The organism is Methylobacillus arboreus, from assembly GCF_020532725.1.
Classification (GTDB): domain Bacteria; phylum Pseudomonadota; class Gammaproteobacteria; order Burkholderiales; family Methylophilaceae; genus Methylobacillus; species Methylobacillus arboreus.
Window position 1 is genome coordinate 511589 of record NZ_JAJAVC010000003.1, and the last position, 24440, is coordinate 536028.

The 24440-nt window shown below is 54.6% G+C and carries 23 protein-coding genes; 22 read left to right on the top strand and 1 reads right to left on the bottom strand.

Translation table 11 applies throughout. From position 1 onward, the window contains the following. Positions 1-36 precede the first annotated feature (36 nt). The 20 genes from ppnP (at position 37) to LG198_RS02495 (ending at position 19851) form a co-directional block, all read left to right on the top strand. Positions 37-348, top strand: coding sequence for a pyrimidine/purine nucleoside phosphorylase (gene ppnP, locus LG198_RS02400; RefSeq protein ID WP_226756343.1), 312 nt, complete (start codon positions 37-39; stop codon positions 346-348). Between the two features lie 171 nt (positions 349-519). Next, positions 520-1014 (top strand): YajQ family cyclic di-GMP-binding protein, encoded by a 495-nt coding sequence (locus LG198_RS02405; RefSeq protein ID WP_226756344.1) that lies wholly within the window; start codon positions 520-522, stop codon positions 1012-1014. Positions 1015-1074: 60 nt separating this feature from the next. Next, entirely contained in the window at positions 1075-2481 is a 1407-nt protein-coding gene (leuC, locus tag LG198_RS02410) for a 3-isopropylmalate dehydratase large subunit (protein ID WP_230341573.1), read from the top strand. 9 nt (positions 2482-2490) lie between these two features. Next, a complete protein-coding gene (locus tag LG198_RS02415) occupies positions 2491-2619 on the top strand; it encodes an entericidin A/B family lipoprotein (protein ID WP_230341574.1) in 129 nt (42 codons plus the stop codon). Positions 2620-2629: 10 nt separating this feature from the next. Next, positions 2630-3268: a 3-isopropylmalate dehydratase small subunit gene (gene leuD, locus LG198_RS02420; protein WP_230341575.1), complete on the top strand. Its 639-nt coding sequence runs from the start codon at positions 2630-2632 to the stop codon at positions 3266-3268. Between the two features lie 32 nt (positions 3269-3300). Next, entirely contained in the window at positions 3301-4356 is a 1056-nt protein-coding gene (leuB, locus tag LG198_RS02425; protein ID WP_230341576.1) for a 3-isopropylmalate dehydrogenase, read from the top strand. A 59-nt stretch (positions 4357-4415) separates the two neighbouring features. Then, entirely contained in the window at positions 4416-5528 is a 1113-nt protein-coding gene (gene asd, locus LG198_RS02430) for an aspartate-semialdehyde dehydrogenase (RefSeq protein ID WP_230341577.1), read from the top strand. Positions 5529-5729: 201 nt separating this feature from the next. Then, complete coding sequence (locus LG198_RS02435; protein ID WP_230341578.1) at positions 5730-8864, top strand: FimV/HubP family polar landmark protein; 3135 nt, start codon at positions 5730-5732, stop codon at positions 8862-8864. A gap of 130 nt (positions 8865-8994) precedes the next feature. Then, positions 8995-9780 carry a tRNA pseudouridine(38-40) synthase TruA gene (gene truA / locus LG198_RS02440; RefSeq protein ID WP_230341579.1) on the top strand — a complete coding sequence of 262 codons (786 nt, stop codon included), beginning with the start codon at positions 8995-8997 and terminating at the stop codon, positions 9778-9780. Between the two features lie 87 nt (positions 9781-9867). Next, complete coding sequence (locus tag LG198_RS02445; RefSeq protein ID WP_230342046.1) at positions 9868-10491, top strand: phosphoribosylanthranilate isomerase; 624 nt, start codon at positions 9868-9870, stop codon at positions 10489-10491. Continuing rightward, positions 10478-11680 (top strand): tryptophan synthase subunit beta, encoded by a 1203-nt coding sequence (gene trpB / locus LG198_RS02450; protein WP_230342047.1) that lies wholly within the window; start codon positions 10478-10480, stop codon positions 11678-11680. Before LG198_RS02445 ends, trpB begins: the two co-directional genes overlap by 14 nt. A 13-nt stretch (positions 11681-11693) precedes the next feature. After that, the gene (gene trpA / locus LG198_RS02455) at positions 11694-12500 is read left to right on the top strand and encodes a tryptophan synthase subunit alpha (RefSeq protein ID WP_230341580.1); all 807 of its coding nucleotides are present in this window, start codon (positions 11694-11696) and stop codon (positions 12498-12500) included. A 100-nt stretch (positions 12501-12600) separates the two neighbouring features. Next, entirely contained in the window at positions 12601-13470 is an 870-nt protein-coding gene (gene accD / locus LG198_RS02460) for an acetyl-CoA carboxylase, carboxyltransferase subunit beta (protein ID WP_230341581.1), read from the top strand. An 18-nt stretch (positions 13471-13488) separates the two neighbouring features. Beyond that, positions 13489-14826: a bifunctional tetrahydrofolate synthase/dihydrofolate synthase gene (folC, locus tag LG198_RS02465; RefSeq protein WP_230341582.1), complete on the top strand. Its 1338-nt coding sequence runs from the start codon at positions 13489-13491 to the stop codon at positions 14824-14826. Next, positions 14816-15478, top strand: a complete 663-nt coding sequence (locus tag LG198_RS02470; RefSeq protein WP_230341583.1) for an SPOR domain-containing protein — start codon at positions 14816-14818, stop codon at positions 15476-15478. The genes folC and LG198_RS02470 overlap by 11 nt, the downstream gene beginning before the upstream one ends. 5 nt (positions 15479-15483) lie before the next feature. After that, complete coding sequence (locus tag LG198_RS02475; RefSeq protein WP_230341584.1) at positions 15484-15975, top strand: CvpA family protein; 492 nt, start codon at positions 15484-15486, stop codon at positions 15973-15975. 58 nt (positions 15976-16033) lie between these two features. Beyond that, a complete protein-coding gene (purF, locus tag LG198_RS02480) occupies positions 16034-17569 on the top strand; it encodes an amidophosphoribosyltransferase (RefSeq protein WP_230341585.1) in 1536 nt (511 codons plus the stop codon). A 467-nt stretch (positions 17570-18036) separates the two neighbouring features. Further along, positions 18037-19215 carry an O-succinylhomoserine sulfhydrylase gene (locus LG198_RS02485; RefSeq protein ID WP_230341586.1) on the top strand — a complete coding sequence of 393 codons (1179 nt, stop codon included), beginning with the start codon at positions 18037-18039 and terminating at the stop codon, positions 19213-19215. A 71-nt stretch (positions 19216-19286) separates the two neighbouring features. Continuing rightward, positions 19287-19577: a sll1863 family stress response protein gene (locus LG198_RS02490; protein ID WP_230341587.1), complete on the top strand. Its 291-nt coding sequence runs from the start codon at positions 19287-19289 to the stop codon at positions 19575-19577. Positions 19578-19629: 52 nt separating this feature from the next. Next, a complete protein-coding gene (locus LG198_RS02495; protein WP_230341588.1) occupies positions 19630-19851 on the top strand; it encodes a hypothetical protein in 222 nt (73 codons plus the stop codon). Between the two features lie 73 nt (positions 19852-19924). Here LG198_RS02495 and LG198_RS02500 read toward each other — a convergent pair whose 3' ends face one another. Next, positions 19925-20527, bottom strand: coding sequence for a peroxiredoxin (locus tag LG198_RS02500; protein WP_230341589.1), 603 nt, complete (start codon positions 20525-20527; stop codon positions 19925-19927). A 239-nt stretch (positions 20528-20766) separates the two neighbouring features. On the opposite strand from LG198_RS02500, the gene gyrA reads away from it, so the two are divergent. Together gyrA and serC are read left to right on the top strand one after the other, a co-directional pair. Further along, a complete protein-coding gene (gene gyrA / locus LG198_RS02505) occupies positions 20767-23331 on the top strand; it encodes a DNA gyrase subunit A (protein WP_230341590.1) in 2565 nt (854 codons plus the stop codon). A 17-nt stretch (positions 23332-23348) separates the two neighbouring features. Next, a complete protein-coding gene (serC, locus tag LG198_RS02510) occupies positions 23349-24431 on the top strand; it encodes a 3-phosphoserine/phosphohydroxythreonine transaminase (RefSeq protein ID WP_230341591.1) in 1083 nt (360 codons plus the stop codon). The last annotated feature ends 9 nt before the right edge of the window (positions 24432-24440 follow it).

The following is a 24440-nucleotide window of genomic DNA, read 5'->3' on the forward strand; positions in this document are numbered from 1 at the left end:
CATGCAAGAATATAACGAGATTTCAGGAGATTTACCGTGGCCCAGTTTGATCATGTCAGCGTCAAGAAAAAGGCGAATATTTATTTCGACGGCAAGTGTGTGAGCCACACCGTGCTGTTCCAGAATGGCACCCGTGCGACGGTAGGCGTGATCTTCCCCAGCAGCCTGACATTCAATACCGGTTCACCTGAGTTGATGGAAATCAACGGTGGCGTGTGCAGGGTGCGCCTGCAGGGCGAAACCGAGTGGAAGACCTACCAGGCCGGTGAAAAGTTTACCGTGCCGGGTAATTCCAGTTTCGATATTGAAACCACTGAAACACTGGATTACGTTTGCCATTTTGAGTAAATCCGGGTGCACAGGCCAGTTTCAAGCCTGTGGATAGTTGGAAGAGTGATCAATACGCAACGCAAGCAGGACCGCGGTGCGTTTTTAAATTCAGGTTTACATTATCAGGCCAGCCATTGGTGCTTATTGCTTTTGGCTAAGCATGAAATGAGTTGAAAGGAAGAACTGACAATGCCTTCATTTGATATTTCTTCAGAAGTGGATATGGTTGCGTTAAAGAACGCCGTCGATGTTTCCAGCCGTACCATTGCCAATCGCTACGACTTCAAGGGTAGTAGCGCCGCTGTCGAGCTGAATGAAAAAGACAGCTTGCTGACCTTGCATGGGGACTCTGATTTCCAACTCGATCAGATCAAGGCCATCCTGTTGCCTGCCATGGAGAAAAAGGAGGCTGACAGCGCCAAGCGGCTGGATCACCAGGACGTGCAGAAGGTTTCCGGCAACAAGGTCAAGCAGGTATTGAAGATCAAGGCGGGCATCGATACCGAGCTGGCAAAGAAAATCGTCAAGCTGCTAAAGGATAGCGGACTCAAGGTGCAGGCCAGCATACAGGGCGATGAGGTGCGCGTATCCGGCGCCAAGCGTGATGTGCTGCAGGACGCGATTGCCTTTGTTAAAAAATCTGTGACGGATTTCCCTTTGCAGTTTGGCAATTTCCGTGACTAAACCTTTTGCGTGGTGAAACGTTAAAGGAATTTTGGCAGCAGCATTCGTTAGAAAGACCCTATGTCAGCAAGAACGCTTTACGACAAATTATTTGACTCTCATGTGGTGCGTGAAGAAAACGGCACCGCACTGATCTATATCGACCGTCATCTGGTGCATGAAGTGACCAGTCCACAGGCTTTTGAAGGTCTGAAATTGGCCGGCCGCAGGCTTTGGCGTATCAACTCTGTGCTGGCAGTGCCTGACCATAACGTGCCTACGACAGATCGTAGCCATGGGATTGCCGACCCGATTTCCCGCCTGCAGGTAGAAACCCTCGATCAGAACTGTACCGATTTTGGCGTGACTGAGTTCAAGATGGGGGATGTACGCCAGGGGATCGTCCATGTCATGGGTCCGGAACAAGGGGCGACTTTGCCCGGCATGACGGTGGTATGCGGCGATTCGCATACCAGCACCCACGGTGCTTTTGGTGCATTGGCCCATGGTATCGGTACGTCCGAAGTTGAGCATGTCATGGCGACGCAGTGCCTGGTGCAGAAAAAATCCAAGGCCATGCAGGTGCGGGTGGAAGGCAAACTGGGCCATGGCGTGACGGCCAAGGATATTGCGCTGGCGATCATCGGCAAAATCGGCACTGCCGGCGGTACCGGCTATGCGATTGAGTTTGCCGGCTCTGCCATCCGCTCCTTGAGCATGGAGGGCCGCATGACGCTCTGCAATATGGCGATTGAAGCAGGTGCGCGTGCCGGCATGGTGGCAGTGGATGAGACAACCATCAACTACGTCAAGGGCCGTCCCTATGCGCCTAGGCCGGAGCAGTGGGATGCGGCTGTGGCTTACTGGAGTACTTTGCATAGCGATGAAGGCGCCAGGTTTGATGCCGTGGTTGAACTGAAGGCGGAAGAGATCGAGCCTCAGGTGACCTGGGGCACTTCTCCTGAAATGGTGACAGCGATCAATGGTTCTGTGCCTGATCCGGCGAAAGAGCCCGACCCTACCAAGCGCGGCGGTATTGAGCGAGCCTTGCAATACATGGGCCTGGAGGCGAATACGCCGATTGACCAGATCAATATCGACAAGGTGTTTATCGGTTCATGCACCAATTCGCGTATCGAGGATTTGCGTGCGGCGGCGGCGGTGGCTAAAGGCAAGCATGTAGCTGCCAACGTGAAGCTGGCGATGGTGGTGCCCGGTTCAGGGCTGGTCAAGGCACAAGCTGAGCAGGAAGGGCTGGACAAGATATTTAAGGAAGCCGGTTTTGAATGGCGCGAGCCAGGCTGTTCCATGTGCCTCGCCATGAATGCTGATAGGCTGGAGCCTGGCGAGCGTTGTGCATCGACTTCCAACCGTAATTTTGAAGGCCGCCAAGGCCCCGGTGGGCGCACGCATTTGGTAAGCCCGGAGATGGCTGCCGCCGCTGCTGTGGCAGGCCACTTCGTCGATGTGCGCCTGTTGCTGAATTAAGGAGCCGGCATGAAACAGCTCATCACAAGCATAGCGCTGTTGCTTGCCATTCTGCCGCTTACAGCCTGCAATACGGTGCATGGCGTCGGCAAGGATATTGAAAAAGCCGGCGAAGCCATTCAAAGATCAACCAAATAGTCAGAACATTATGCATGCATTTACTCAGTTAAACGGATTGGTAGTGCCGCTGGATCGTGCCAATGTCGATACCGACGCCATCATTCCAAAGCAGTTCCTCAAGTCCATCAAGCGTGCCGGCTTCGGTCCCAATGCGTTTGACGAATGGCGCTACCTAGACCATGGCGAACCCGGCATGGACAACAGCAAGCGTCCGCTCAACCCGGATTTTCCGCTGAACCAGGCGCGCTACCAGGGTGCCAGCGTGCTTCTGGCGCGTGAGAACTTCGGCTGCGGCTCCAGCCGCGAGCATGCGCCCTGGGCTTTGCTGGATTTCGGCTTTCGCGCGATCATCGCGCCCAGCTATGCCGACATCTTTTTCAATAACTGCTTCAAGAACGGCATACTGCCGATTATTCTTCCAGCGGAAATCGTTGATTCCCTGTTCAAGGCGGTTGAGTCCACCGAAGGTTACAAGCTGGTCATCGACCTTGAGACGCAGACCGTAGTCACGCCGGATAGCCAGTCTTATGCCTTTGAAGTCGATGCTTTCCGCAAGCATTGCCTGTTGAACGGCCTCGACGATATCGGCCTGACCTTGCAGCATGTCGATGAAATCAAGGCGTTTGAAATTAAATACAAACAGGCCCAGCCCTGGCTTTTCAATTAATTACTCTTAATAAAAAATCTGGAAATTCCTTTATGAAGATTGCAGTATTGCCGGGTGACGGTATTGGTCCTGAAATTGTTGCGCAAGCAGTGAAGGTGCTGAATGCACTGAATATCAACCTGGAGTTGCAGGAAGCGCCTATCGGCGGTGCAGGCTATGAAGCCGCGGGCGATCCGCTGCCCGCTGCAACGCTGGCGCTGGCCAAGGAGTCTGATGCCGTATTGCTGGGTGCCGTGGGCGATTGGAAGTACGACACGCTGCCCCGCGACCAGCGTCCTGAGCGTGGCCTGCTGCGTATCCGCAAGGAACTGAACCTGTTCGCCAACCTGCGTCCGGCGCTGCTTTATCCAGAACTGGCCTCGGCTTCCACCCTCAAGCCTGAAGTAGTGGCCGGACTGGATATCATGATCGTGCGCGAGCTGACCGGCGACATTTACTTCGGCCAGCCACGCGGCATTTCCACGTTGGAAAATGGCGAGCGCGAAGGCATCAATACCATGCGCTACAACGAGTCCGAAATCCGCCGTATTGCCCATGTAGCGTTCGGCATTGCGCAGAAACGCAACAAGAAGGTCTGTTCCGTGGACAAGGCCAATGTGCTGGAAACCACAGAGCTTTGGCGCCAGGTCATGATAGAGGTAGCCAAGGAATACCCGGAAGTCGAGCTCAGCCATATGTACGTGGATAACGCTGCGATGCAGCTGATCCGTGCGCCAAAACAGTTTGACGTGATGGTTACCGGTAATATTTTCGGTGATATTCTTTCTGATGAAGCCTCCATGCTGACCGGCTCCATTGGCATGTTGCCATCCGCTTCGCTGGACCAGGACAACAAGGGCATGTACGAGCCTAGCCACGGCTCCGCGCCTGACATTGCAGGCAAGGATATTGCCAATCCGCTGGCGACCATCCTTTCTGCCGCCATGATGTTGCGTTATACCTTCAATGACGAAGCGAATGCCAGCCGGGTGGAAAATGCGGTAAAAAAGGCACTGGAGCAAGGTTACCGTACTGCTGATATCTGGACGGAAGGCACGCGCAAGGTCAAGTGCAGTGAAATGGGCGATGCAGTAGTTGCGGCACTATAATTCAATATTAAGAATAGGCATCATGCCCGCGTGGCATGTGCATCAATCAGGACGAGATAATGTTCAAAGTAGGTTTTGTCGGCTGGCGCGGTATGGTGGGCTCTGTGCTCATGCAGCGCATGATTGCCGAAGGTGATTTCAAGGACATCGAGCCGGTCTTTTTTACCACTTCGCAGGCCGGTAGCGCCGGCCCTGCTATTGGTCGCGACATTCCGCCGTTGAAAGATGCTAGGTCGACTACAGAGCTCAAGGCCATGGACATCATCGTTTCCTGCCAGGGGGGCGACTATACCAATGGAATCTTCCCCAAGCTGCGTGCCGATGGCTGGCAAGGGCATTGGATAGACGCGGCTTCCAGCCTGCGTATGGAAAAGGATGCCGTGATCGTGCTCGATCCGGTCAATCCCGATGTGATCAAAGGCGCGCTTGCATCAGGAGGCCGCAATTGGATCGGTGGCAACTGTACCGTTTCCCTCATGCTTATGGCATTGAATGGCCTGTTCAAGGCGGATCTGGTTGAGTGGGCGACTTCCATGACCTACCAGGCTGCTTCCGGTGCCGGAGCGCAGAACATGCGCGAACTTATCAGGCAAATGGGCGTGGTGCATGCGGGTGTGGCCGCCGAATTGCAGGATCCCGCATCGGCTATCCTGGACATCGACCGCAAGGTTGCGGAAACCCTGCGCAGCAAGGATTTCCCCGTCGATAATTTCGGCGTGCCGCTTGCGGGCAGCCTGATTCCGTGGATAGACAAGGATCTTGGCAACGGCCAGAGCAAGGAGGAGTGGAAAGGGCAGGCGGAAACCAACAAGATTCTTGGCCGTGAGTCTAACCCCGTTCCGATTGATGGCCTGTGTGTACGCATAGGCGCTATGCGCTGCCATTCGCAAGCCTTGACCATTAAGCTCAAGCGCAATGTGCCGCTGGATGAAATTAGCGCGATGCTGGCGGAAGCTAACGCCTGGTCCGAAGTTGTGCCTAACGAGCGCGAGGCTACTGTGCGCCGGTTGAGTCCTGCTGCAATTACCGGTACCTTGCAAACCCCGGTAGGGCGCTTGCGCAAGATGAGCATGGGGGATGAATACCTCTCTGCGTTTACGGTGGGTGACCAATTGCTCTGGGGGGCGGCGGAGCCTCTGCGCCGCATGTTGCGCATCCTGGTTGAGGCATAACGCTTGATCGGTCAATGTTGGGTAAATGGGCTGATGCTGTTTCTCCGATGTTGGCAGTTTCGGTTTTGTGCGTCTAAAAGTCCGGCAGTTTCCTACCTCGCAGCCTGGCATTGAGAATGTAAAGTTATGTATCAGCTTGAAACTGTAACTGATTGATGTTAGCTTAGATAATGCTATTTAAAGTTGATTAAGGGTGGAATAGTGCATAAGTCCAAACTAAAAGGGATAACGCTTGCGGTATTGTTGGCGTTGGCGCCAATTGCCGCACAGGCTGCGGGCTTGGGCCGTTTGACGGTGACATCTGGACTTGGTGAACCGCTTTCCGCCGAAATTGAACTCGTTTCCACCACGCCGGATGAATTGGCCTCGCTGACGGCGATCATTGCGCCGCAAGAAGCCTACAATGTGCAAGGCGTGGAGCGTACCGCCATCCACAATGCCATCAAGGTGGATGTCAGCAAGCGCGCTGACGGGACTCCCATCCTTAAACTCACTACCTCGCAGGCAGTCAGCGACCCCTTCCTCGATATGCTGATCCAGGTTGACTGGGATACGGGGCGCTTGCTGCGAGAATACACTGTATTGCTTGACCCGCCAGGCTATAACAACCAGGCGCAGGTCTATAACGGCGTGCAGCTACCTCCGGGTGACGCGCCTTCTGTACCAGCCAGCACCGAGCCTGCGACACAAAGCCCTGCAGGCGTCAATACGGCCCCGCAACGCATACCCGCAACACCTGTTCCACCACCAGTAAAAGCTGCTCCAGCTCCTGCCCCTGCCACACCACAAACCTATATTACCGCCAGCGGCGATACCTTGAGTGCAATCGCCCGGCAACACCAGGTCCAGGGCGTCAGTCTTGACCAGATGCTGGTCGGGTTATACCGCGCCAATGAAGAGGCTTTCTCCGGCAATAACATGAACCGCCTGAAGGTAGGCCAGATTCTGCGTGTGCCAAGCGCGAACGAGTTGCAGCAGCTTACACCTGGCGACGCAACGCGTGAGGTTCGGGTACAAACTGCTGACTGGAATGCCTACCGTAACCGTTTGGCTGACCTTGCTGCCGAATCGGTACCTTCAACCGAAGGTGGTGCTCAGCAATCTGCCTCTGGGCGCATTTCCTCACCTGCAATGGATCAGGCGGCACCACCTGCCAATGGCCCACGCGATGTGGTCAGGCTTTCCAGTAGCAATGCCACGCAGGCACAATTGAATGCCATGCAGGAAGAGCTCACCGCCAAGGAGAGAAGCCTGAATGAGGCTGCTGAGCGTACCGCCATGCTGGAGAAGCAAATCGCGGACATGCAGAAGCTGCTGGCGATCAAGAACCAGGCACTGGCTAATCTGCAAAACGGAGATGAAAGCCCTGCCAACCCTGGAGCTACACTAGAAGCCCCGGCCAATAATTCCGAACAGGAGCCTGAAGCTGCTGCGCCAGCAGAGCAGCCTGCTCCGCACGAGAGTGCCGCAGATACAGCACCAGCAGAGGATACAGCGCAACTAGCCAAGCCGGAACCCCAGCCGGCAGCTGCCCCGATTGCACCTCCTCCTGTAGAAGAGCCGAGTCTGCTTGACGAGTTGGTTGGAGACGATCCCTTGCCACTCGCATTGGCTGCCGGCGTGATTGTCTTGCTGCTTGGTGGTTGGCTGTACATGCGCAACAAGCGTAAACGTGAACTGGACAGCTTCGAAAAAGGTATCCTGACTGCCGGCGGGCTCAAGCCCAATACCGTGTTCGGCAATACTGTCGGTGCTACAGTCAATACTGGCGATACATCATTCCTTAATGATTTCTCCCAGAATACCGGCGGCATGATAGACACGCATGACGTTGACCCGATTGCCGAGGCTGAAGTCTACATGGCATATGGCCGTGATGCCCAGGCAGAGGAAATCCTCAAGGATGCGATCGTCAAGGAGCCCCAGCGTCATGAGTTGCATCTCAAATTGCTTGAGATTTATGCATCGCGTAACGACACTTCTGCATTCGAAACAGTAGCAGGTGAAATCTATACTACGCTGGGTGCTGCCGACCCTATCTGGAGCAAGGTTGCAGCCCTGGGCCGCAAGCTTGAGCCGGATAATCCGCTGTATTCAGAGGCTGATGAAGTCAAAGCTGCATTTGAGGCGCCAGATGCTGCATCTTCTGCGGGAAATGTGTCCCAGCCTGACCAGTCCAGGCAACAGGTGAGTGACGGTAATGTTGTAGGTGCAGCACTGGCTGGCGCGGCGATTGCAGCTACAAGCGTCCTGGCGGCCGAAGAAGACAAGCAGGATTCTGTCGTGGATGATGCCCTTTTTGCCGAGACAGAAGAGGGCATTGCTTCAATTGGTACAGAGAGTGATGATCTGCCAGGACTGGATTTTGATCTGGATACGCCTGTCACTGTATCGGGTGATGCCGAGTCCAATGTAGATGTTGCGGATCAGCATGCCGATAACAGTCTGGATTTCGCGCTGGACCTGCCGGAACCTCCGGCCAAGAGTAGCTTGCAGTTGGATATTGCGGAGCTTGATGCGGCCATCCCCGATTTTGACCTGCCTGAGTTGCCTGGGAATGAAACCGAAGAAAGTATTGTGGCTGAGTCAGATGCTGTGCCTGAGTTTTCGATTCCCGAGCTGGATGAGATTGACAGCCTACCTGAGCCAGAGTCAGTTGATTTTCCGTTAGAAACACCCGATGTAGACCTTGACTTGCCGGAAATAGAATTGCCCGAAACCGAGTTATCCAACCCGGCGGAGAGGACGCCGGATTCGGGCGTGGCTGATTCGCTGGAAGAGGACGGCTTGTCCAGCATCGATTTCGATTTGCCGGAGATCAGTTTTGCCGAAGATGACGCACAAGCGGTTGCTGCGCCCGAAGTAGATGATGGCTTGTCCACGGTACCGGATGATGCATTGGATGCTCCTGAGCCGGCAGCCGGGGTTCCGGCAGATGACTCCCAGAATGACAAGGGGCCGCACTTTGATTTTGGGGATATCGACCTGGGCGAAAGCGACAATGCGACAGACACTGCCGCGAGTGAAGCAGAGGAAATTGTATTCCCGGATTTCGACCTTGATGCAGAAGATGATGCGCTTGCCCCTGCCGCAGCGGATATCGACTTCTCCAATATCAGCCTGGATGTTGCAGGAGATGATGTGGAAACTGAAAGCCTGGATGCCGGTGGCCTGGGTGAAGAATCTGCCGACGTAGATACCAAGCTTGACCTTGTGACCGCCTATATGGACATGGGGGATAACGAAGGTGCCCGTGAACTGCTAGAGGAAATCCTGAAAGAGGGTGGTCCGCGGCAGAGGGAAAAAGCCCAGTCCATTCTGGATGACTTGCCTTGACATCTGCCAGCATGTAATGAAAAGCCGGGAAATTCCCGGCTTTTTCGTGTGGCGTGACGGTTTTTTCGACACTTGGCAAGCGAGGGTAAAATAGCATTATGAACAGGCATTTTTGGCAGGGCGTGACAATATGAGGCTGGCCTTGGGCCTTGAGTATGATGGTGCCGGTTTCTGCGGCTGGCAGAGTCAGCCTAATGGATTGGCAGTGCAAGATACGCTGGAGCTTGCCTTGTCGGAAATGGCTGGGCATCCTGTACGTGTTGCCGCTGCCGGGCGTACTGATACCGGTGTGCATGCCTTGTCCCAGGTTGTGCACTTCGATACTTTGGCAGAGCGGCCGCAAAATGCCTGGGTGCGTGGCATCAATACCAAGTTGCCTAAGGGAGTGCGCGTGTTGTGGGCAACCCAAGTGGATGAGCGTTTTCATGCACGTTTTGATGCCTTCCAGCGTAGCTATCAATATTGGCTCATCAACCAGCCGGTAGCGCCTGCGGTGATGTCAGGCAAGGCAGGCTGGTTCCATCAGCCGCTTGATCTGGAATTGATGCAGAAGGCCATTGCCTATTTGCAGGGACAGCATGATTTCAGCGCATTCCGTGCCGCCGGGTGCCAGGCGAAATCGCCGGTCAAGACCATGCATTATGCTACGGTGCAGGCTTTTGGCAGCAGTCTGGTGTTTGATTTCTGTGCCAATGCCTTTTTGCACCATCAGGTGCGCAACATGGTGGGAGCCCTGGTTTATATCGGCAAGGGCAAGTATCCACCATCTTTCATCGCAGAGTTGCTGGCAAGCCGTGACCGTACGCTTTCTCCGCCCACATTTGCGCCAGATGGCCTTTACCTTACAGGGGTGGGCTATGATGTGCGATGGGGGTTGCCAGCGACCGAACGAAAATTGCAATTGGGCATTGTCTAGCATGGTGAGGCTGATCCAGGATTTTTGTGACAGCGCCCTGGCTTTAAGGTACCCTAGCGCCTTTCAATGACGGGCGCAATTTCAAGCTTGAGAACACGCGTCAAAATCTGTGGCATTACCCGCGTCGAGGATGCGCTGGCAGCTGTCGAGCATGGCTGTGACGCCATTGGCCTGGTGTTTTACGGCCCCAGTCCCAGAAACGTGGAAGTAGAGCGGGCGAGGGAAATCGTCGCCGCCTTGCCGCCTTTCGTGACTAGTGTAGGCCTGTTCGTTGATGCCTCCCAGAGCGAGATTGAAGCTGTGCTGACCCATGTCCGGCTCGATCTTTTGCAGTTTCACGGCGATGAAGCGCCTGCAGCGTGTCATCGCTACGGATTGCCTTATTTGAAGGCGGTTCGCATTCGGCATGAGACAAATTTGCTACAATACGCAACTCAATACAGCGATGCCCGAGCGCTATTGCTGGATGCTTATTTGCCAGGCGTGGCAGGGGGCACAGGCCAGGTATTCGACTGGGGGCTGATCCCGGCGCAACTGTCAGTACCCATCGTGCTGGCAGGTGGCCTGACACCCGATAACGTTGCTAACGCCATTCGCCAGGTCAGGCCATATGCGGTCGATGTCAGTGGTGGCGTCGAAGAAACCAAAGGAATCAAGGATGTGGCAAAGATTGCCGCATTCATGCAAGGAGTACATGATGCAGCTTTATGATATGCCGGATGCACGCGGCCATTTCGGTCCTTACGGCGGTATTTTTGTTGCCGAGACGTTGATTGAGGCGCTGGATGAGTTGCGTGCCATGTATGAGCGTTACCGGCATGACCCTGAATTTCTTGCCGAATTTGCTTACGATCTCAAGCACTTTGTTGGCAGGCCAAGCCCGGTTTATTACGCCGAGCGCCTCTCGAAAAAAATCGGCGGTGCCAAGATTTACCTCAAACGCGAGGACTTGAATCATACCGGGGCTCACAAGGTCAACAACACGATAGGCCAGGCCCTATTGGCCAAGCGCATGGGCAAGCCGCGGGTTATTGCAGAAACCGGTGCCGGCCAGCATGGCGTGGCCACTGCCACGATTGCCGCCCGCCTGGGCCTTGAATGTGTAGTGTACATGGGCTCGGAAGACGTCAAGCGCCAGGCGCCCAATGTCTATCGCATGAAATTACTGGGCGCAACCGTCGTGCCGGTGGAAAGTGGTTCCAAGACCCTCAAGGATGCGCTCAATGAAGCCATGCGCGACTGGGTGACTAACATCTCCGACACTTTCTACATCATCGGCACCGTTGCCGGCCCTCATCCCTACCCCATGATGGTGCGTGACTTCCAGGCGGTCATCGGTATAGAGGCCAAGGAGCAGATGCTGGAAATGATAGGCCGCCAACCTGATGCAGTGATTGCCTGTGTTGGCGGCGGTTCCAATGCTATGGGCATTTTCTATCCATATATCGACCTCAAGGACGTACGCCTGATCGGCGTTGAGGCCGCTGGCCATGGCATAGAAACCGGTCAGCATGCAGCGCCGCTGACGGCCAATAGCCCGGCTGGCGTGTTGCATGGTAACCGCACCTACCTGATGCAGGACGAGAATGGCCAGATCATCGAGACGCACTCTGTTTCCGCAGGCCTGGATTACCCTGGGGTCGGCCCCGAACATGCCTGGCTCAAGGATATCAAGCGCGCTGAATATGTTGCCGTGACCGATGATGAAGCTCTGGAGGCTTTCCATACATTATGCCGTACCGAAGGCATCATTCCTGCGCTTGAGTCCAGCCATGCATTGGCATATGCCATCAAGCTCGCAGCGACCATGTCGCCGGATCAAGCGCTGTTGGTCAACCTGTCCGGACGCGGCGATAAGGATATCAACACTGTCGCCAGCCTGGCTGGCATTACCTTGTAACCCTGGTTTTTACATGTCCCGTATTCAAGCAACATTCGCGACGCTGAAGTCGCAAGGCAAGAAAGCCCTGATCCCGTATATTACTGCGGGCGATCCCCATCCCAAGCACACTGTGGCGCTGATGCATGCATTGGTACAGGCGGGTTCCGACATCATTGAGCTTGGCGTGCCGTTTTCCGATCCCATGGCCGATGGCCCGGTGATCCAGCGTGCCACCGAGCGTGCCCTGGTGCATAAGGTAGGCCTGGGCAATGTGCTGGAAATGGTGCGCGAGTTCCGCCTTACCGATGGCGATACGCCTGTCGTGCTCATGGGCTATGCCAATCCGATCGAGGCCATGGGGCAGGGCAGGTTTGCCGAGCGTGCGCATGAGGCTGGTGTGGATGGTGTGCTGATTGTGGATTATCCACCAGAAGAATGCCAAGAGTTCGTAGGCTTGCTGAAAGCACAGCAGCTTGATCCGATTTTCCTGTTGTCGCCTACCTCTGAAACCAGCCGCGTCGACATGATCGTGCACCAGGCGGGCGGCTTTGTATATTATGTGTCGCTAAAAGGCGTGACGGGTTCAAAGAATCTGGATATCGCAGAGGTGGGTGCAAAAGTGCAGGCAATCCGTGGCCGGACCGATTTGCCTATCGGCGTGGGCTTCGGCGTGCGCGATGCGGCAACCGCCAGAGCGGTAGCGGATGTGGCTGATGCCGTGGTGATCGGTAGCCGCATGATCCAGGAAATCGAGAATTCCAGCGAGGAAAATCTGTTGAGCAATGTGGCGCAACTAACGCAGACCTTGCGTGCTGCGATTGATGATATTCAAAAATAATTGATTGATGACGAGCGGGGATAATCCCGTTTTTCCAAGTGAAAGTAAGCATGGCTGGCGCTGATGGCCAGTTGCTTCATTTTCTAATAAAGGATGAACCATGAGCTGGTTGCAAAAACTTCTGCCTCCAAAGATCAACCGCCCGGCGGGCAACAGCCGCAAGACCGTGCCCGAAGGCCTGTGGAGCAAGTGCCCTTCGTGCGAATCAGTGCTTTACCGTACTGATCTGGAAAGCAATGCTGAGGTTTGCCCCAAGTGTTCTTACCATAACCGCATTTCTGCGCGCACGCGCCTGAATTTCCTGCTGGATGCCGAGGGGCGATCAGAAATTGGTGCCGAAGTGCAGCCTGTGGATCCGCTCAAATTCAAGGATAGCAAACGTTATGTAGACCGTCTCAAGGCTACGCAGGCAGAGGTGGAAGAGACCGACTCCCTTATCGTCATGCAAGGCAGCATCAAGGCTGTAGGCGTGGTGGCTGCGGCATTTGAGTTTAAATTCATGGGCGGTTCCATGGGTTCCGTAGTCGGCGAGCGGTTCGCGCGTGGCGTGCAGGCCGCGATCGATAACCACACACCGTTTATTTGCGTCTCCGCGAGTGGCGGGGCGCGTATGCAGGAAGGCTTATTTTCCCTGATGCAAATGGCCAAGACCAGTGCAGCGCTGACCCAGCTCAGCAAGGCTGGCCTGCCTTATATCTCGGTATTGACTGACCCAACCATGGGCGGCGTCTCTGCGAGTTTTGCCATGCTGGGCGACGTGATCATTGCCGAGCCTCAGGCGCTGATTGGTTTTGCCGGCCCGCGCGTGATTGAGCAGACCGTGCGTGAGACCCTGCCGGAAGGGTTCCAGCGTTCCGAATTCCTGCTGGAGCACGGCGCCATCGATATGATTGTGGATCGTCGTGAAATGCGCGACAGGCTGGTCACCTTGATGACCAGCTTTATGCGTATGCCTGCAAGTGCCGCCTAAATATCTCATCAGTATCCTGTGACATCTTCCTTACCTGTCGCCCGTGACCTTGCGGGCTGGCTTGCGTACATTGAGGCCCTGCATCCAGCTTCCATCGAAATGGGGCTGGAGCGTGTAGCGCTGGTAAGCCAGCGCCTTAAGCTTGACCCACAATTCCCCATCATTATCGTGGCAGGCACCAATGGCAAGGGTTCTACCTGTGCGATGCTGGAAAGCATTTATCAGGCGGCGGGATACAAGGTCGGCTGCTATACCTCTCCACATTTCATCCGTTATAACGAGCGTGTGCGCGTTGCTGGCTTGGAGGTGACGGATGCTGGGCTTGTACGTGCCTTTGAGGCAGTGGAACAGGCACGCCAGGATGTTGCGCTCACATACTTCGAGTTTGGCACCCTGGCAGCAGTCCGATACATGGTAGAAGCCGGTGTTGATGTTGGCATACTCGAAGTGGGACTGGGTGGGCGCCTGGATGCGGTCAATGTGTTTTCACCAGTTTGCAGTATTGTCACCAGCGTGGATCTCGACCATATGGATTTCCTTGGCAATGACCGGGAATGCATAGGGCGGGAGAAGGCTGGCGTGTTTCGGCCTGATGTGCCGGCAATTTGCGGTGATGATCATCCACCATCGTCACTGCAAGCCCATGCGGCGGAGATAGGTGCGGATTTGCGCTTGATTGGCCATGAATTTGGCTACGATGTGCTGGCGGAAGGCTGGCGCTATCAATCTTCAGGCAGGGAATATCATTTGCCTTTGCCGGCATTGGCCGGCGATTTTCAGTTGAGTAACGCGGCTAGCGTGATCAACGCGGTCGATGCCTTGGTGACGGTATTGCCAGTGGCGCTCAAGCATATGCAGCAAGGCTTGCAACAGGTTGCCCTAAATGGGCGGTTCCAGCTTTGCCGCGATCATCCGCAGGTGATTCTTGATGTGGCGCACAATCCGCATGCTGCCTTGGCGCTGGCTTCTAATCTTGCGCAGCATCCGGTATCCGGGCGTACCTTGGCAGTGTTTTCTATGCTGGCAGACAAGGATATTGCCGGTGTGGTACAGGTAGTCGCGCCGTATATTGATGTCTGGCACATCGCCCGCGTAGAGCATTCGCGTGGGGCGAGCGTGGTACAGTTGCTGGAGTTTGTGACCGCCCAGGCAAGGTCTGGTTCGGCATATGCCCATGAAGATGTGAATGCTGCCTATCAGCAAGCCTGTAACGATGCGGGCGAAAATGATAGAATTATCGTCTTTGGTTCGTTCTTCACTGTAGCCGATATTATGCGCGAGCTTGCCATAACCGGGCCTGCAGAGATAGCGCCACACCGATTCAACAAGGATAGTAGGATTTTTGATGGCATCTGACCCGTCGAATGATCAGGAACTTCAGTTCAAGAAACGCGCGCGCAGGCGCCTGGTAGGCGCTATCGCACTGGTGCTGCTGATGGTCACCATTTTGCCCATGGTGCTGGATGACCGCAGCAACAAGACCCCGCCGCAGGAAATTGCCATTCATATTCCCAGCCAGGATGGCCCTGAATTTACCTCCAAGGTTGCACCGCTTAGCGAGCCTGTAGAGGAGATTGTCTCCGAGCCTGTGCTATCCATCCCCGAGCCTCAAGAGGCAGCTCATGATGACGAAGCCGCCGCACCTGTGCCGCCAGCGCCTGTAAAGAAAGAAGTCGCCAAGCCTGAAGCAAAACCTGTCGCTCCCAAGGTTGAAGTGCGCAAGCCTGAGCCCGCACCCGGAAAGGACAAGCCTGCAGATGCCAAACCGGCCGCTACAGGAAGCTTTTTGGTGCAGATTGGGGTATTTTCCGATCCTATCAATGTCAAGAACCTGCAGGATAAATTGTCTGGTCAGGGCCTGAAGTCGCATACGGAACAGATTGCCACTGCCAGTGGTGATAAAACCCGCTTGCGCGTCGGCCCGTTTGCAAGCCGTGAAGCCGCTGAACAGGCGCTGGGCAAGGTCAAGGCGATAGGTTTGTCTGGAATGGTCATCAGTAACAAATAGCAGCAATGACAGGCTTTGATTATGCAGTGCTGGTGATTATGGGTATTTCGGTATTGCTCAGTATCATGCGTGGTTTTGTACGTGAAGTGCTGGCATTGGCAAGCTGGGTGATCGCTTTTATCGTGGCAAAGCTCTATACCGTGGAGGTATCGACCATGTTGCCCGACTCCATCCCGGCTGAAGAATTAAAATTTCTTGCAGCCTTTTTAATATTGTTTTTGTCCACATTATTGGTTTGCAGCCTCCTTGCAATCGCGATTGCGCAGTTATTCAAAACCATAGGCCTGAGTGCCTTGGATCGCGGGCTTGGAGGCTTGTTCGGCTTCGCGCGCGGTTCGCTGATCATCTTGACGCTGGTGCTGCTTGGCGGGCTGACATCGTTGCCGCAAGACCCGCGCTGGCGCAATGCAATGTTCAGCGCGCCGCTGGAGGCGATAGTGGTTGCTATTCTGCCCTGGTTTCCGCAGGATATTGCAAAACAGATTAAATACGACTAGATTGAAGCCAGCGGCTTGTCTAGTTGTTTCGGATTTTCGTTTTTAAGGCATATAGCTCATGTGTGGAATTATCGGTGTAGTCGGTAAAAACCCAGTCAACCAGCTGCTCTATGACGGGCTGCTGGTCTTGCAGCATCGAGGCCAGGATGCTGCGGGGATTGTTACCTGTGATGGCAATACCTTCTTCATGCATAAAAACAACGGGCTGGTGCAGGATGTTTTCCAGACCCGGCATATGCGTAGCCTGATCGGCAACGCCGGGATTGCGCATGTGCGTTATCCCACGGCAGGCTCGTCTTCCGCTGCCGAGGCCCAGCCTTTCTATGTCAATTCGCCTTTCGGCATTGTCCTTGGGCATAACGGCAACCTGACCAATTCCGCGCAACTCAAGCAGGAAATGTTCAGGCAGGACTTGCGCCATATCAACACCAGTTCCGACTCCGAAGTGCTCCTCAATGTGCTCGCGCATGAGATCGAAACCTCCTCGCATAATGCCGTACTGAATACCGACATGGTGTTCGAGGCGGTTGCCGGCGTGCACAAGCGCTGCCGAGGTGCTTATGCCGTGGTGGCCATGATCGCCAACTTTGGCCTGCTTGCCTTCCGCGACCCGCATGGTATCCGTCCGTTGGTGATCGGCAAGCACGAGTCTAGCCAAGGGACTGAATATATCGTTGCGTCTGAAAGCGTGGCGCTGGATGTGCTGGGTTTTAAACTGGTACGCGATGTCGAGCCAGGCGAGGCAATCTTCATTGACCTTGATGGCAACCTCTTCTCGCGACAATGTGCGGAAGCCCCCAAGCTTGCTCCCTGTATTTTTGAATACGTCTATCTCGCCCGTCCTGATTCCGTCATAGACAATGTCTCGGTCTACCAGACCCGGTTGCATATGGGCGAGAGCCTGGCTGACAAGATTGCACGCGAGTGGAAGCACCTGAAGATTGACGTGGTGATCCCGATTCCCGATACCAGCCGCCCCAGTGCGCTGGAGCTTGCCAACAAGCTTAACCTGACATATCGCGAAGGTTTCATCAAGAATCGTTATATTGGTCGTACCTTTATCATGCCGGGGCAGGCGTTGCGCAAGAAATCCGTGCGCCAGAAGCTCAACCCCATTGGCATGGAGTTCAAGGGCAAGAATGTGCTACTGGTGGATGACTCCATCGTGCGCGGCACGACATCCAAGCAGATTGTCCAGATGGCTCGCGATGCCGGTGCCAGCAAGGTGTTCTTTGCTTCTGCGGCGCCTCCTGTACGTTACCCGAATGTCTATGGCATCGATATGCCGTCCCGCAACGAACTTTTGGCAACAGGACGCACTGATGAGGAAATTTGCGAAGAGATTGGCGCTGATGCTTTGATCTACCAGGATCTGGATGCGCTGATTACTGCCGTGCAGAAAAGCAATTCGGAGATCAAGGTGTTTGATTGCTCCTGTTTCGATGGCAAATACATCACCGGGGATATTGACGAGGCATATCTCACCCATGCTGAAACTGCGCGTGGTGATGGTGAAAAGCAGCAGAGGCCGGCCAATTCGATTACGCAACTCGACTTGAACCTGGTGTCAGCCCGTGAAGAGGAGTTGGTATAGCTTGACGCTGCCATCAAGACGGGACTAATATTCCTTGAGCCTGTTCAACCTCTTTTCATGGGGTACGTTGTCTTGCCATGCCAGTCGATGCAAGGCGCAAACCGCAGACGTGCTCATTGCACGGCGAGGATTTGCAACACCGCAGCGGCTGGCATGGCAAGACAACCCGAAGGGCATGGTCCCAAACGCGCCTGCTCCGCGTTGCAGTCCTTGGCAAGGCAGTGAGCATTACCTGCGAACTGCGCCTTGACCAGACACGTTTGAAACCATGCGTACCTCATGAAAAGAGGTTGAACAGGCTCTTGCGCCGATTTGAGGACACGTAGCACTCAGCTTGCGGGCGCAATATAAATTCCGCTAAAGCGAGTTGTCATAGAAAACCCGTTTTAGCCAGAGTGCTGCGACGGGTTTTTTTATGCCCGTGTTATTTGCAATTTAGCCCGGTAACGGGCGGGAAGGTAATACATATGAGTCAGCATGAATGGCATGCCGATACGCTGGGCGTGCGGGCAGGCAGCGAACATACGGCATTTGGCGAGAATTCCGAGGCCATGTTTTTGACCTCCAGTTTTGTGTTTGAAAATGCAGCCCAGGCGGCGGCGCGCTTTGGCGGCCAGGAGCCGGGCAATATCTATTCGCGCTTTACCAACCCGACTGTCAGCATGTTTCAGAACAAGCTGGCCGCGCTTGAGGGCGCAGAATTCTGCGTGGCGACTTCATCGGGCATGTCTGCGATTCTTGCGTGCGTGATGGGCATATGCTCCGCCGGCGACCATGTAGTGGCTTCGCGCAGCATCTTCGGTACTTCGGTGCAACTGTTCAGCAATATTCTCAAGCGCTGGGGATTGGAAACCACCTTTGTTTCACTGACAGATCCTAGCGAATGGAAGGCCGCGGTCCAGCCGAATACCAAGCTGTTTTTTGTTGAAACTCCCTCCAATCCGCTGACCGAGGTTTGCGATATTACGGTGCTGGCTGATATTGCACACCAGGCAGGCGCCTTGCTTGCCGTGGATAATTGCTTCTGCACACCGGCATTGCAGAAGCCATTATCGCTAGGTGCAGATATCGTGGTGCATTCAGCAACCAAGTATATTGATGGACAAGGGCGTTGCCTCGGCGGTGCCGTGCTGGGCCGCAAGGAGACGCTTGAACCGGTATACGGCTTCCTGCGTACGGCTGGCCCGACCATGAGTGCATTCAATGCATGGGTGTTCCTGAAGGGCCTGGAAACCCTGCATGTGCGCATGGAGGCGCATGCACGCAATGCCTTGGCACTCGCGCAGTGGCTGGAACAGCAACCCAGGGTCGAGCGTGTCTATTACCCCGGCCTCACCTCGCATCCGCAACATGAACTTGCCTTGCGCCAGCAAAAAAGCGGCGGGGCCATCGTGTCGTTTGATGTCAAGGGCGGCCAGCCCGCAGCCTGGTATTTGATTGATGCCACCAGGATGATTTCAATTACGGCCAATCTTGGTGATGCCAAGAGCACGATTACCCATCCGGCGACAACCACACATAGCCGCGTGAGCGCAGAAGCGCGTGCTGCGGCCGGCATTGGGGATGGCCTGGTGCGTATTGCGGTAGGCCTAGAGCATATAGACGATCTCAAGGCTGATCTTGCTTGGCTGAGCAGTACCGATTGAGGTGGCACTCTTGCTGGGCTATAGTGTCATAGCTTTGTAAATATCGTGTCTGGTTTATTAAGGAGAGAATAATGAGTCTAAAAGATGAATATGTCGAAAAGTTGAAAATCCAACTTGATGAATGGAGCGCGGATATTGACGTGCTGGAAACCAAGGTGCGCAAAGCCGATGCCGAGTTGCGCGTCAAGTATGACGAGCAGGTGGCTGTGTTGAAGGAAAAGCGTGAGGAAGCCAAGCTCAAGCTGGCTGAGATTCAGGCTTCTGCCGGTGAAGCCTGGAAGGAGCTCAAGAAGGGGAGCGATGAAGCCTGGGATTCTATCAAGCATGCGATTGCAGAGGCACGCAAGAAGTTTAACGAGTAATATCCATCAACCACAATAAAATATATTCTTGACCACAGGCGAGGAGGCCGCGATGAAAACTTCGATAGTCGTTGGGGTGTTGCTGATTGTGTTGGGTGCTGCTGCATTGGTGTATAAAGGCTTTAGCTTTACCACGGAAGAAACGGTGGCGCAGATTGGTCCATTGAAGGCAACTGCCGAGGTTGAGAATGATGTGGCAATTCCCGATGTGTTGGGGATTGTCGCGATTGTGGCAGGTATCGCAGTGGTAGCCTTGGGGGCACGTAAAAAGTAAGAGCCTCTGAGACCCAAATAAAAACGGGACATCAAGTCCCGTTTTTTATTGCGTCACTGCTATGTCCTGAAAATTACAGGGCGGAAGCGTTTTCAGCCAGGTACTTGGCAACCCCTTCAGGGGAGGCGTTCATGCCAGCCTTGCCTTTCTTCCAGCCTGCTGGGCAAACTTCGCCATGTTCCTCGACGAATTGCAGTGCATCTACCACGCGCAGCATTTCGTCAATATCACGGCCTAGCGGCAGATCATTAATAACTTGGTGTACCACAACGCCTTCCTTGTTGATCAGGAAGGAGCCGCGATAAGCAACGCCACCGTCGGATTCAACATCGTAAGCCTTGGCAATTTCATGGCGGATGTCAGCCACCAATGGGTAACCTACTTTGCCGATGCCGCCCTTGTCGACAGGCGTGTTCTTCCATGCCAGGTGAGTGAAGTGCGAATCGATGGAAACGCCGATCACTTCCACACCGCGTGACTTGAAGTCTTCCAGGCGATGATCGAATGCGATCAGTTCGGAAGGACAGACAAAGGTGAAGTCGAGAGGGTAAAAGAAGATAACCGCAGGCTTGCCCTTGATGTGCTGGGAAAGATTGAAATCTTCCTTGATGGAATTGTCACCCAGTACTGCAGCTGCGGTGAAGTCGGGGGCTGGTTTGCCAACTAAAACGGCCATGTGCTTTCTCCTTTTATGCTAGTTAGTCTTACGAGACGCAATAGCCTAAATCAAGTCGGGGGAAATTTCTAATTAATTTTTGTAATCAGCTCGGCGCTATTCATGGTCGGGTATGGGTGTTGAAGGGTTGCCAGTGTTGAGATCAGCTGTCAGACCAAGGATAAAATCCTGGCATGCTTTGGCGACCGTATCGTGCTAGAATCGATGACTTTAAGCCACTTTAAAGCCGATAGCCAATAATGGATCAGTTCGCCAAAGAAACCCTCCCTATCAGCCTCGAAGACGAGATGCGTCGCTCCTACCTGGATTATGCGATGAGCGTGATCGTGGGGCGTGCGTTGCCGGATGTTCGTGACGGTCTCAAGCCTGTGCATCGCCGCGTGCTCTTTGCGATGCATGAACTCAATAATGACTGGAACAGGCCTTACAAGAAATCTGCGCGTATTGTCGGTGACGTGATCGGTAAGTACCATCCGCACGGCGATACCGCGGTCTATGACACGATTGTGCGTATGGCGCAGGATTTCTCCTTGCGCTATATGCTGGTTGATGGCCAGGGTAACTTTGGCTCGGTGGATGGCGATAATGCCGCTGCGATGCGGTATACCGAAATCCGTATGTCGCGCATTGCGCATGAATTGCTGGCCGATATCGACAAGGAAACCGTTGATTTCGGCCCCAACTATGACGGCTCGGAGCATGAGCCGCTCATTATGCCGGCACGTATTCCTAACTTGCTTATTAATGGCAGCTCGGGGATCGCGGTTGGCATGGCAACCAATATCCCGCCGCACAACCTCAATGAGGTGATTGCCGGCTGTCTGACCTTGCTCAAGAATCCGGAAACCACGATAGATGAGTTGATCGAGATCATTCCGGCGCCTGATTTCCCGACGGCAGGCATTATCTACGGCACTGTGGGCGTAAGAGAAGGTTATCGTACAGGACGTGGCCGCGTAGTCATGCGTGGCCGCACCCATGTGGAAGACCTGGAAAAGGGCAATCGCCAGGCACTGATCGTTGACGAGCTGCCTTACCAGGTCAACAAGAAAACCTTTGTCGAGAAGATTGCCGAGCTTGTCAACGAGAAGAAGATAGAAGGCATTTCCGACCTGCGTGACGAATCCGATAAATCGGGAATGCGCGTGGTGATCGAACTCAAGCGCGGTGAAGTGCCTGAGGTCGTCCTTAACAATCTTTACAAGCAGACGCAGCTGCAAGATACCTTCGGTATGAACATGGTGGCCTTGCTTGATGGTCAGCCGCGCCTGCTCAACCTCAAGCAGATGCTCGAGGCATTCTTGCGCCATCGCCGTGAAGTCATCACGCGCCGTACTGTTTACGAGTTGCGCAAGGCGCGTGAGCGTGGTCATGTGCTGGAAGGCTTGGCAGTGGCATTGGCGAACGTGGACGAGATGATTGCCCTGATCAAGGCAGCGCCAACCCCGCCTGAAGCCAAGCGCGAACTGATGGCGCGTACCTGGAAATCTCCCGTGGTAGAAGAGATGCTCAAGCGCGCGGCCATGGAGGCATCGCGTCCAGAGGGTCTCTCTGTGGACTTTGGCCTGACGCCTGATGGCTATAGGCTCTCCGATGTCCAGGCGCAGGAAATCCTGCAGATGCGTTTGCAACGCCTGACCGGGCTTGAGCAGGACAAAATCGTCAATGAATATAAAGAAGTCATGGATGTCATCGCCGATCTGCTGGATATTCTGGCCAGGTCCGAGCGTGTGACCCAGATCATTGTGGAAGAATTGTCCGCCATCCTTAACCAGTTTGGCGACAAGCGCCGCAGCGAGATTGTGCATAATGCGCAGGACCTCTCGCTGGAAGACCTGATCACGCCGCAAGATGTGGTGGTGACCTTGTCGCATACCGGCTATGTCAAGTCGCAGCCGTTGGAGGAGTACCGCGCCCAGCGTCGCGGCGGCCGTGGCAAGCAGGCTGCTGCGACCAAGGAAGATGATTTCATCGACAAGATGTTCGTGGCCAATACGCACGATTACATCCTGTGCTTCTCCAGTCGTGGCCGGGTCTACTGGCTCAAGGTATATGAAGTGCCGCAGGGCAGCCGCGTAAGCCGCGGCAAGCCTATCGTGAACCTGTTCCCGCTGGAGGAAGGCGAAAAGATCAACGCCATCCTGCCGGTCAAGGAGTTCGACGAGAACCACTTCGTCTTCATGGCAACCGCCAAAGGCACTGTCAAGAAGACCGCCCTGGTCGAGTTCTCCAATCCACGCCGTTCCGGCATCATTGCGCTTAACCTGGATGATGGCGACTACCTGATTGGCGCCGAAGTCACCAATGGTGTGAATGACATTGTGCTGGTTTCCAATGGTGGCAAGGCTGTCTGGTTCGACGAAGAGGATGTGCGCGCCATGGGCCGTACTGCACGCGGCGTGCGTGGCATGAAGCTGCAAGCCAAGCAACAGGTGATTTCGCTGTTGATTGCGGACGACGACAAGCAAACGGTGTTGGTGGCGACTGAAAACGGCTATGGCAAGCGTACCGTACTGGCTGATTTCCGCCATTCCGGCCGTGGCACGCAAGGCGTGAAGGCCATTGCCACCAGCGAGCGTAATGGTGTGGTGGTAGGCGCGCGCCTGGTAAATGACGATGACGAGATCATGCTGATTACCACCGGTGGCGTGCTGATCCGTACCCGCGTCAAGGAAATCCGCGAGCTGGGCCGTGCCACCCAGGGGGTCACGCTGATCAACCTGGGTGAAGGCGAGAAGCTCTCCGGCCTGGAAAAGGTTGTGGAAACCGATGACGATAATGACACTGAAATCGCTGCCGAGTAAGGCCAAGTAAAGTATTTATGACGCAAATCTATAATTTTTCCGCAGGTCCCGCAGTATTGCCCAAGGAAGTGCTGCAACAAGCCAGTGACGAAATGCTGGACTGGCATGGTTCCGGCATGTCGGTGATGGAGATGAGCCATCGCGGCAAGGAGTTCATCAGCATTGCGACCGAGGCTGAAGCCGACTTGCGCGAACTCTTGAATATTCCTGCCAATTACAAGGTATTGTTCCTGCAGGGCGGGGCGCACGCACAATTTTCCATGGTGCCGCTGAACCTGTTGCGAGGCAAAACCGCGGCCGATTACCTTGATACCGGCATTTGGGCGCAAAAAGCCATAGAGGAAGCATCCAGATACTGTGAGGTCAACGTGGTGGCTTCTGCTGCCGAGCATCAATACAGCCAGGTGCCGCAGCAGTCGCAGTGGAAATTGAATCCGGATGCCGCCTTTGTCCATTACACCTCCAACGAGACGATAGGCGGGCTGGAGATGTTCTGGACGCCAGACACCGGCAAAGTGCCGCTGGTCGTGGACATGTCCTCGCATATTCTTTCGCGTCCGGTGGATGTAAGCCAATATGGCCTGATCTATGCCGGCGCCCAGAAGAATATCGGCCCTGCCGGCCTGACGATCGTGATCGTGCGTGAGGACCTGATAGGCGAAACTTTGCCCGGGACACCCTCCATGTTCGACTACAAGATTCATGCGGACAATGACTCAATGTACAACACGCCGCCAACCTATGCCATTTATATCGCAGGGTTGGTGTTCAAGTGGTTGAAGGCCAAGGGCGGCCTTGCAGCGATTGAGAAGCTGAATATTGAAAAATCGGCCTTGCTGTACGATTATCTCGACAGCACTGATTTCTACAACTCGCCAATTGCCTTGGAAAACCGCTCGCGCATGAATATTCCGTTTACGCTCAAGGATAGCGCGCTGGATGGGAACTTCCTCAAGCAAGCGCAGGCGCAAGGACTATTGCAGCTCAAGGGACACCGCTTGCTGGGCGGTATGCGTGCTTCCATCTACAATGCCATGCCACTGGCTGGTGTGCAGGCGTTGATTGCCTTCATGCAGAATTTCGAGCGCGCTCACGGTTAAGGATCATTC

Bases quoted from the DNA above. Each gene is read 5' to 3' on its own strand.
- leuC (WP_230341573.1), top strand. From the start codon at position 1,075: ATGTCAGCAAGAACGCTTTACGACAAATTATTTGACTCTCATGTGGTG.
- truA (WP_230341579.1), top strand. From the start codon at position 8,995: ATGAGGCTGGCCTTGGGCCTTGAGTATGATGGTGCCGGTTTCTGCGGC.
- LG198_RS02415 (WP_230341574.1), top strand. From the start codon at position 2,491: ATGAAACAGCTCATCACAAGCATAGCGCTGTTGCTTGCCATTCTGCCG.
- trpA (WP_230341580.1), top strand. From the start codon at position 11,694: ATGTCCCGTATTCAAGCAACATTCGCGACGCTGAAGTCGCAAGGCAAG.
- LG198_RS02475 (WP_230341584.1), top strand. From the start codon at position 15,484: ATGACAGGCTTTGATTATGCAGTGCTGGTGATTATGGGTATTTCGGTA.
- LG198_RS02490 (WP_230341587.1), top strand. From the start codon at position 19,287: ATGAGTCTAAAAGATGAATATGTCGAAAAGTTGAAAATCCAACTTGAT.
- LG198_RS02495 (WP_230341588.1), top strand. From the start codon at position 19,630: ATGAAAACTTCGATAGTCGTTGGGGTGTTGCTGATTGTGTTGGGTGCT.
- LG198_RS02500 (WP_230341589.1), bottom strand. From the start codon at position 20,527: ATGGCCGTTTTAGTTGGCAAACCAGCCCCCGACTTCACCGCAGCTGCA.
- leuD (WP_230341575.1), top strand. From the start codon at position 2,630: ATGCATGCATTTACTCAGTTAAACGGATTGGTAGTGCCGCTGGATCGT.
- accD (WP_230341581.1), top strand. From the start codon at position 12,601: ATGAGCTGGTTGCAAAAACTTCTGCCTCCAAAGATCAACCGCCCGGCG.
- purF (WP_230341585.1), top strand. From the start codon at position 16,034: ATGTGTGGAATTATCGGTGTAGTCGGTAAAAACCCAGTCAACCAGCTG.
- gyrA (WP_230341590.1), top strand. From the start codon at position 20,767: ATGGATCAGTTCGCCAAAGAAACCCTCCCTATCAGCCTCGAAGACGAG.
- LG198_RS02485 (WP_230341586.1), top strand. From the start codon at position 18,037: ATGAGTCAGCATGAATGGCATGCCGATACGCTGGGCGTGCGGGCAGGC.
- LG198_RS02470 (WP_230341583.1), top strand. From the start codon at position 14,816: ATGGCATCTGACCCGTCGAATGATCAGGAACTTCAGTTCAAGAAACGC.
- leuB (WP_230341576.1), top strand. From the start codon at position 3,301: ATGAAGATTGCAGTATTGCCGGGTGACGGTATTGGTCCTGAAATTGTT.
- trpB (WP_230342047.1), top strand. From the start codon at position 10,478: ATGCAGCTTTATGATATGCCGGATGCACGCGGCCATTTCGGTCCTTAC.
- asd (WP_230341577.1), top strand. From the start codon at position 4,416: ATGTTCAAAGTAGGTTTTGTCGGCTGGCGCGGTATGGTGGGCTCTGTG.
- serC (WP_230341591.1), top strand. From the start codon at position 23,349: ATGACGCAAATCTATAATTTTTCCGCAGGTCCCGCAGTATTGCCCAAG.
- LG198_RS02405 (WP_226756344.1), top strand. From the start codon at position 520: ATGCCTTCATTTGATATTTCTTCAGAAGTGGATATGGTTGCGTTAAAG.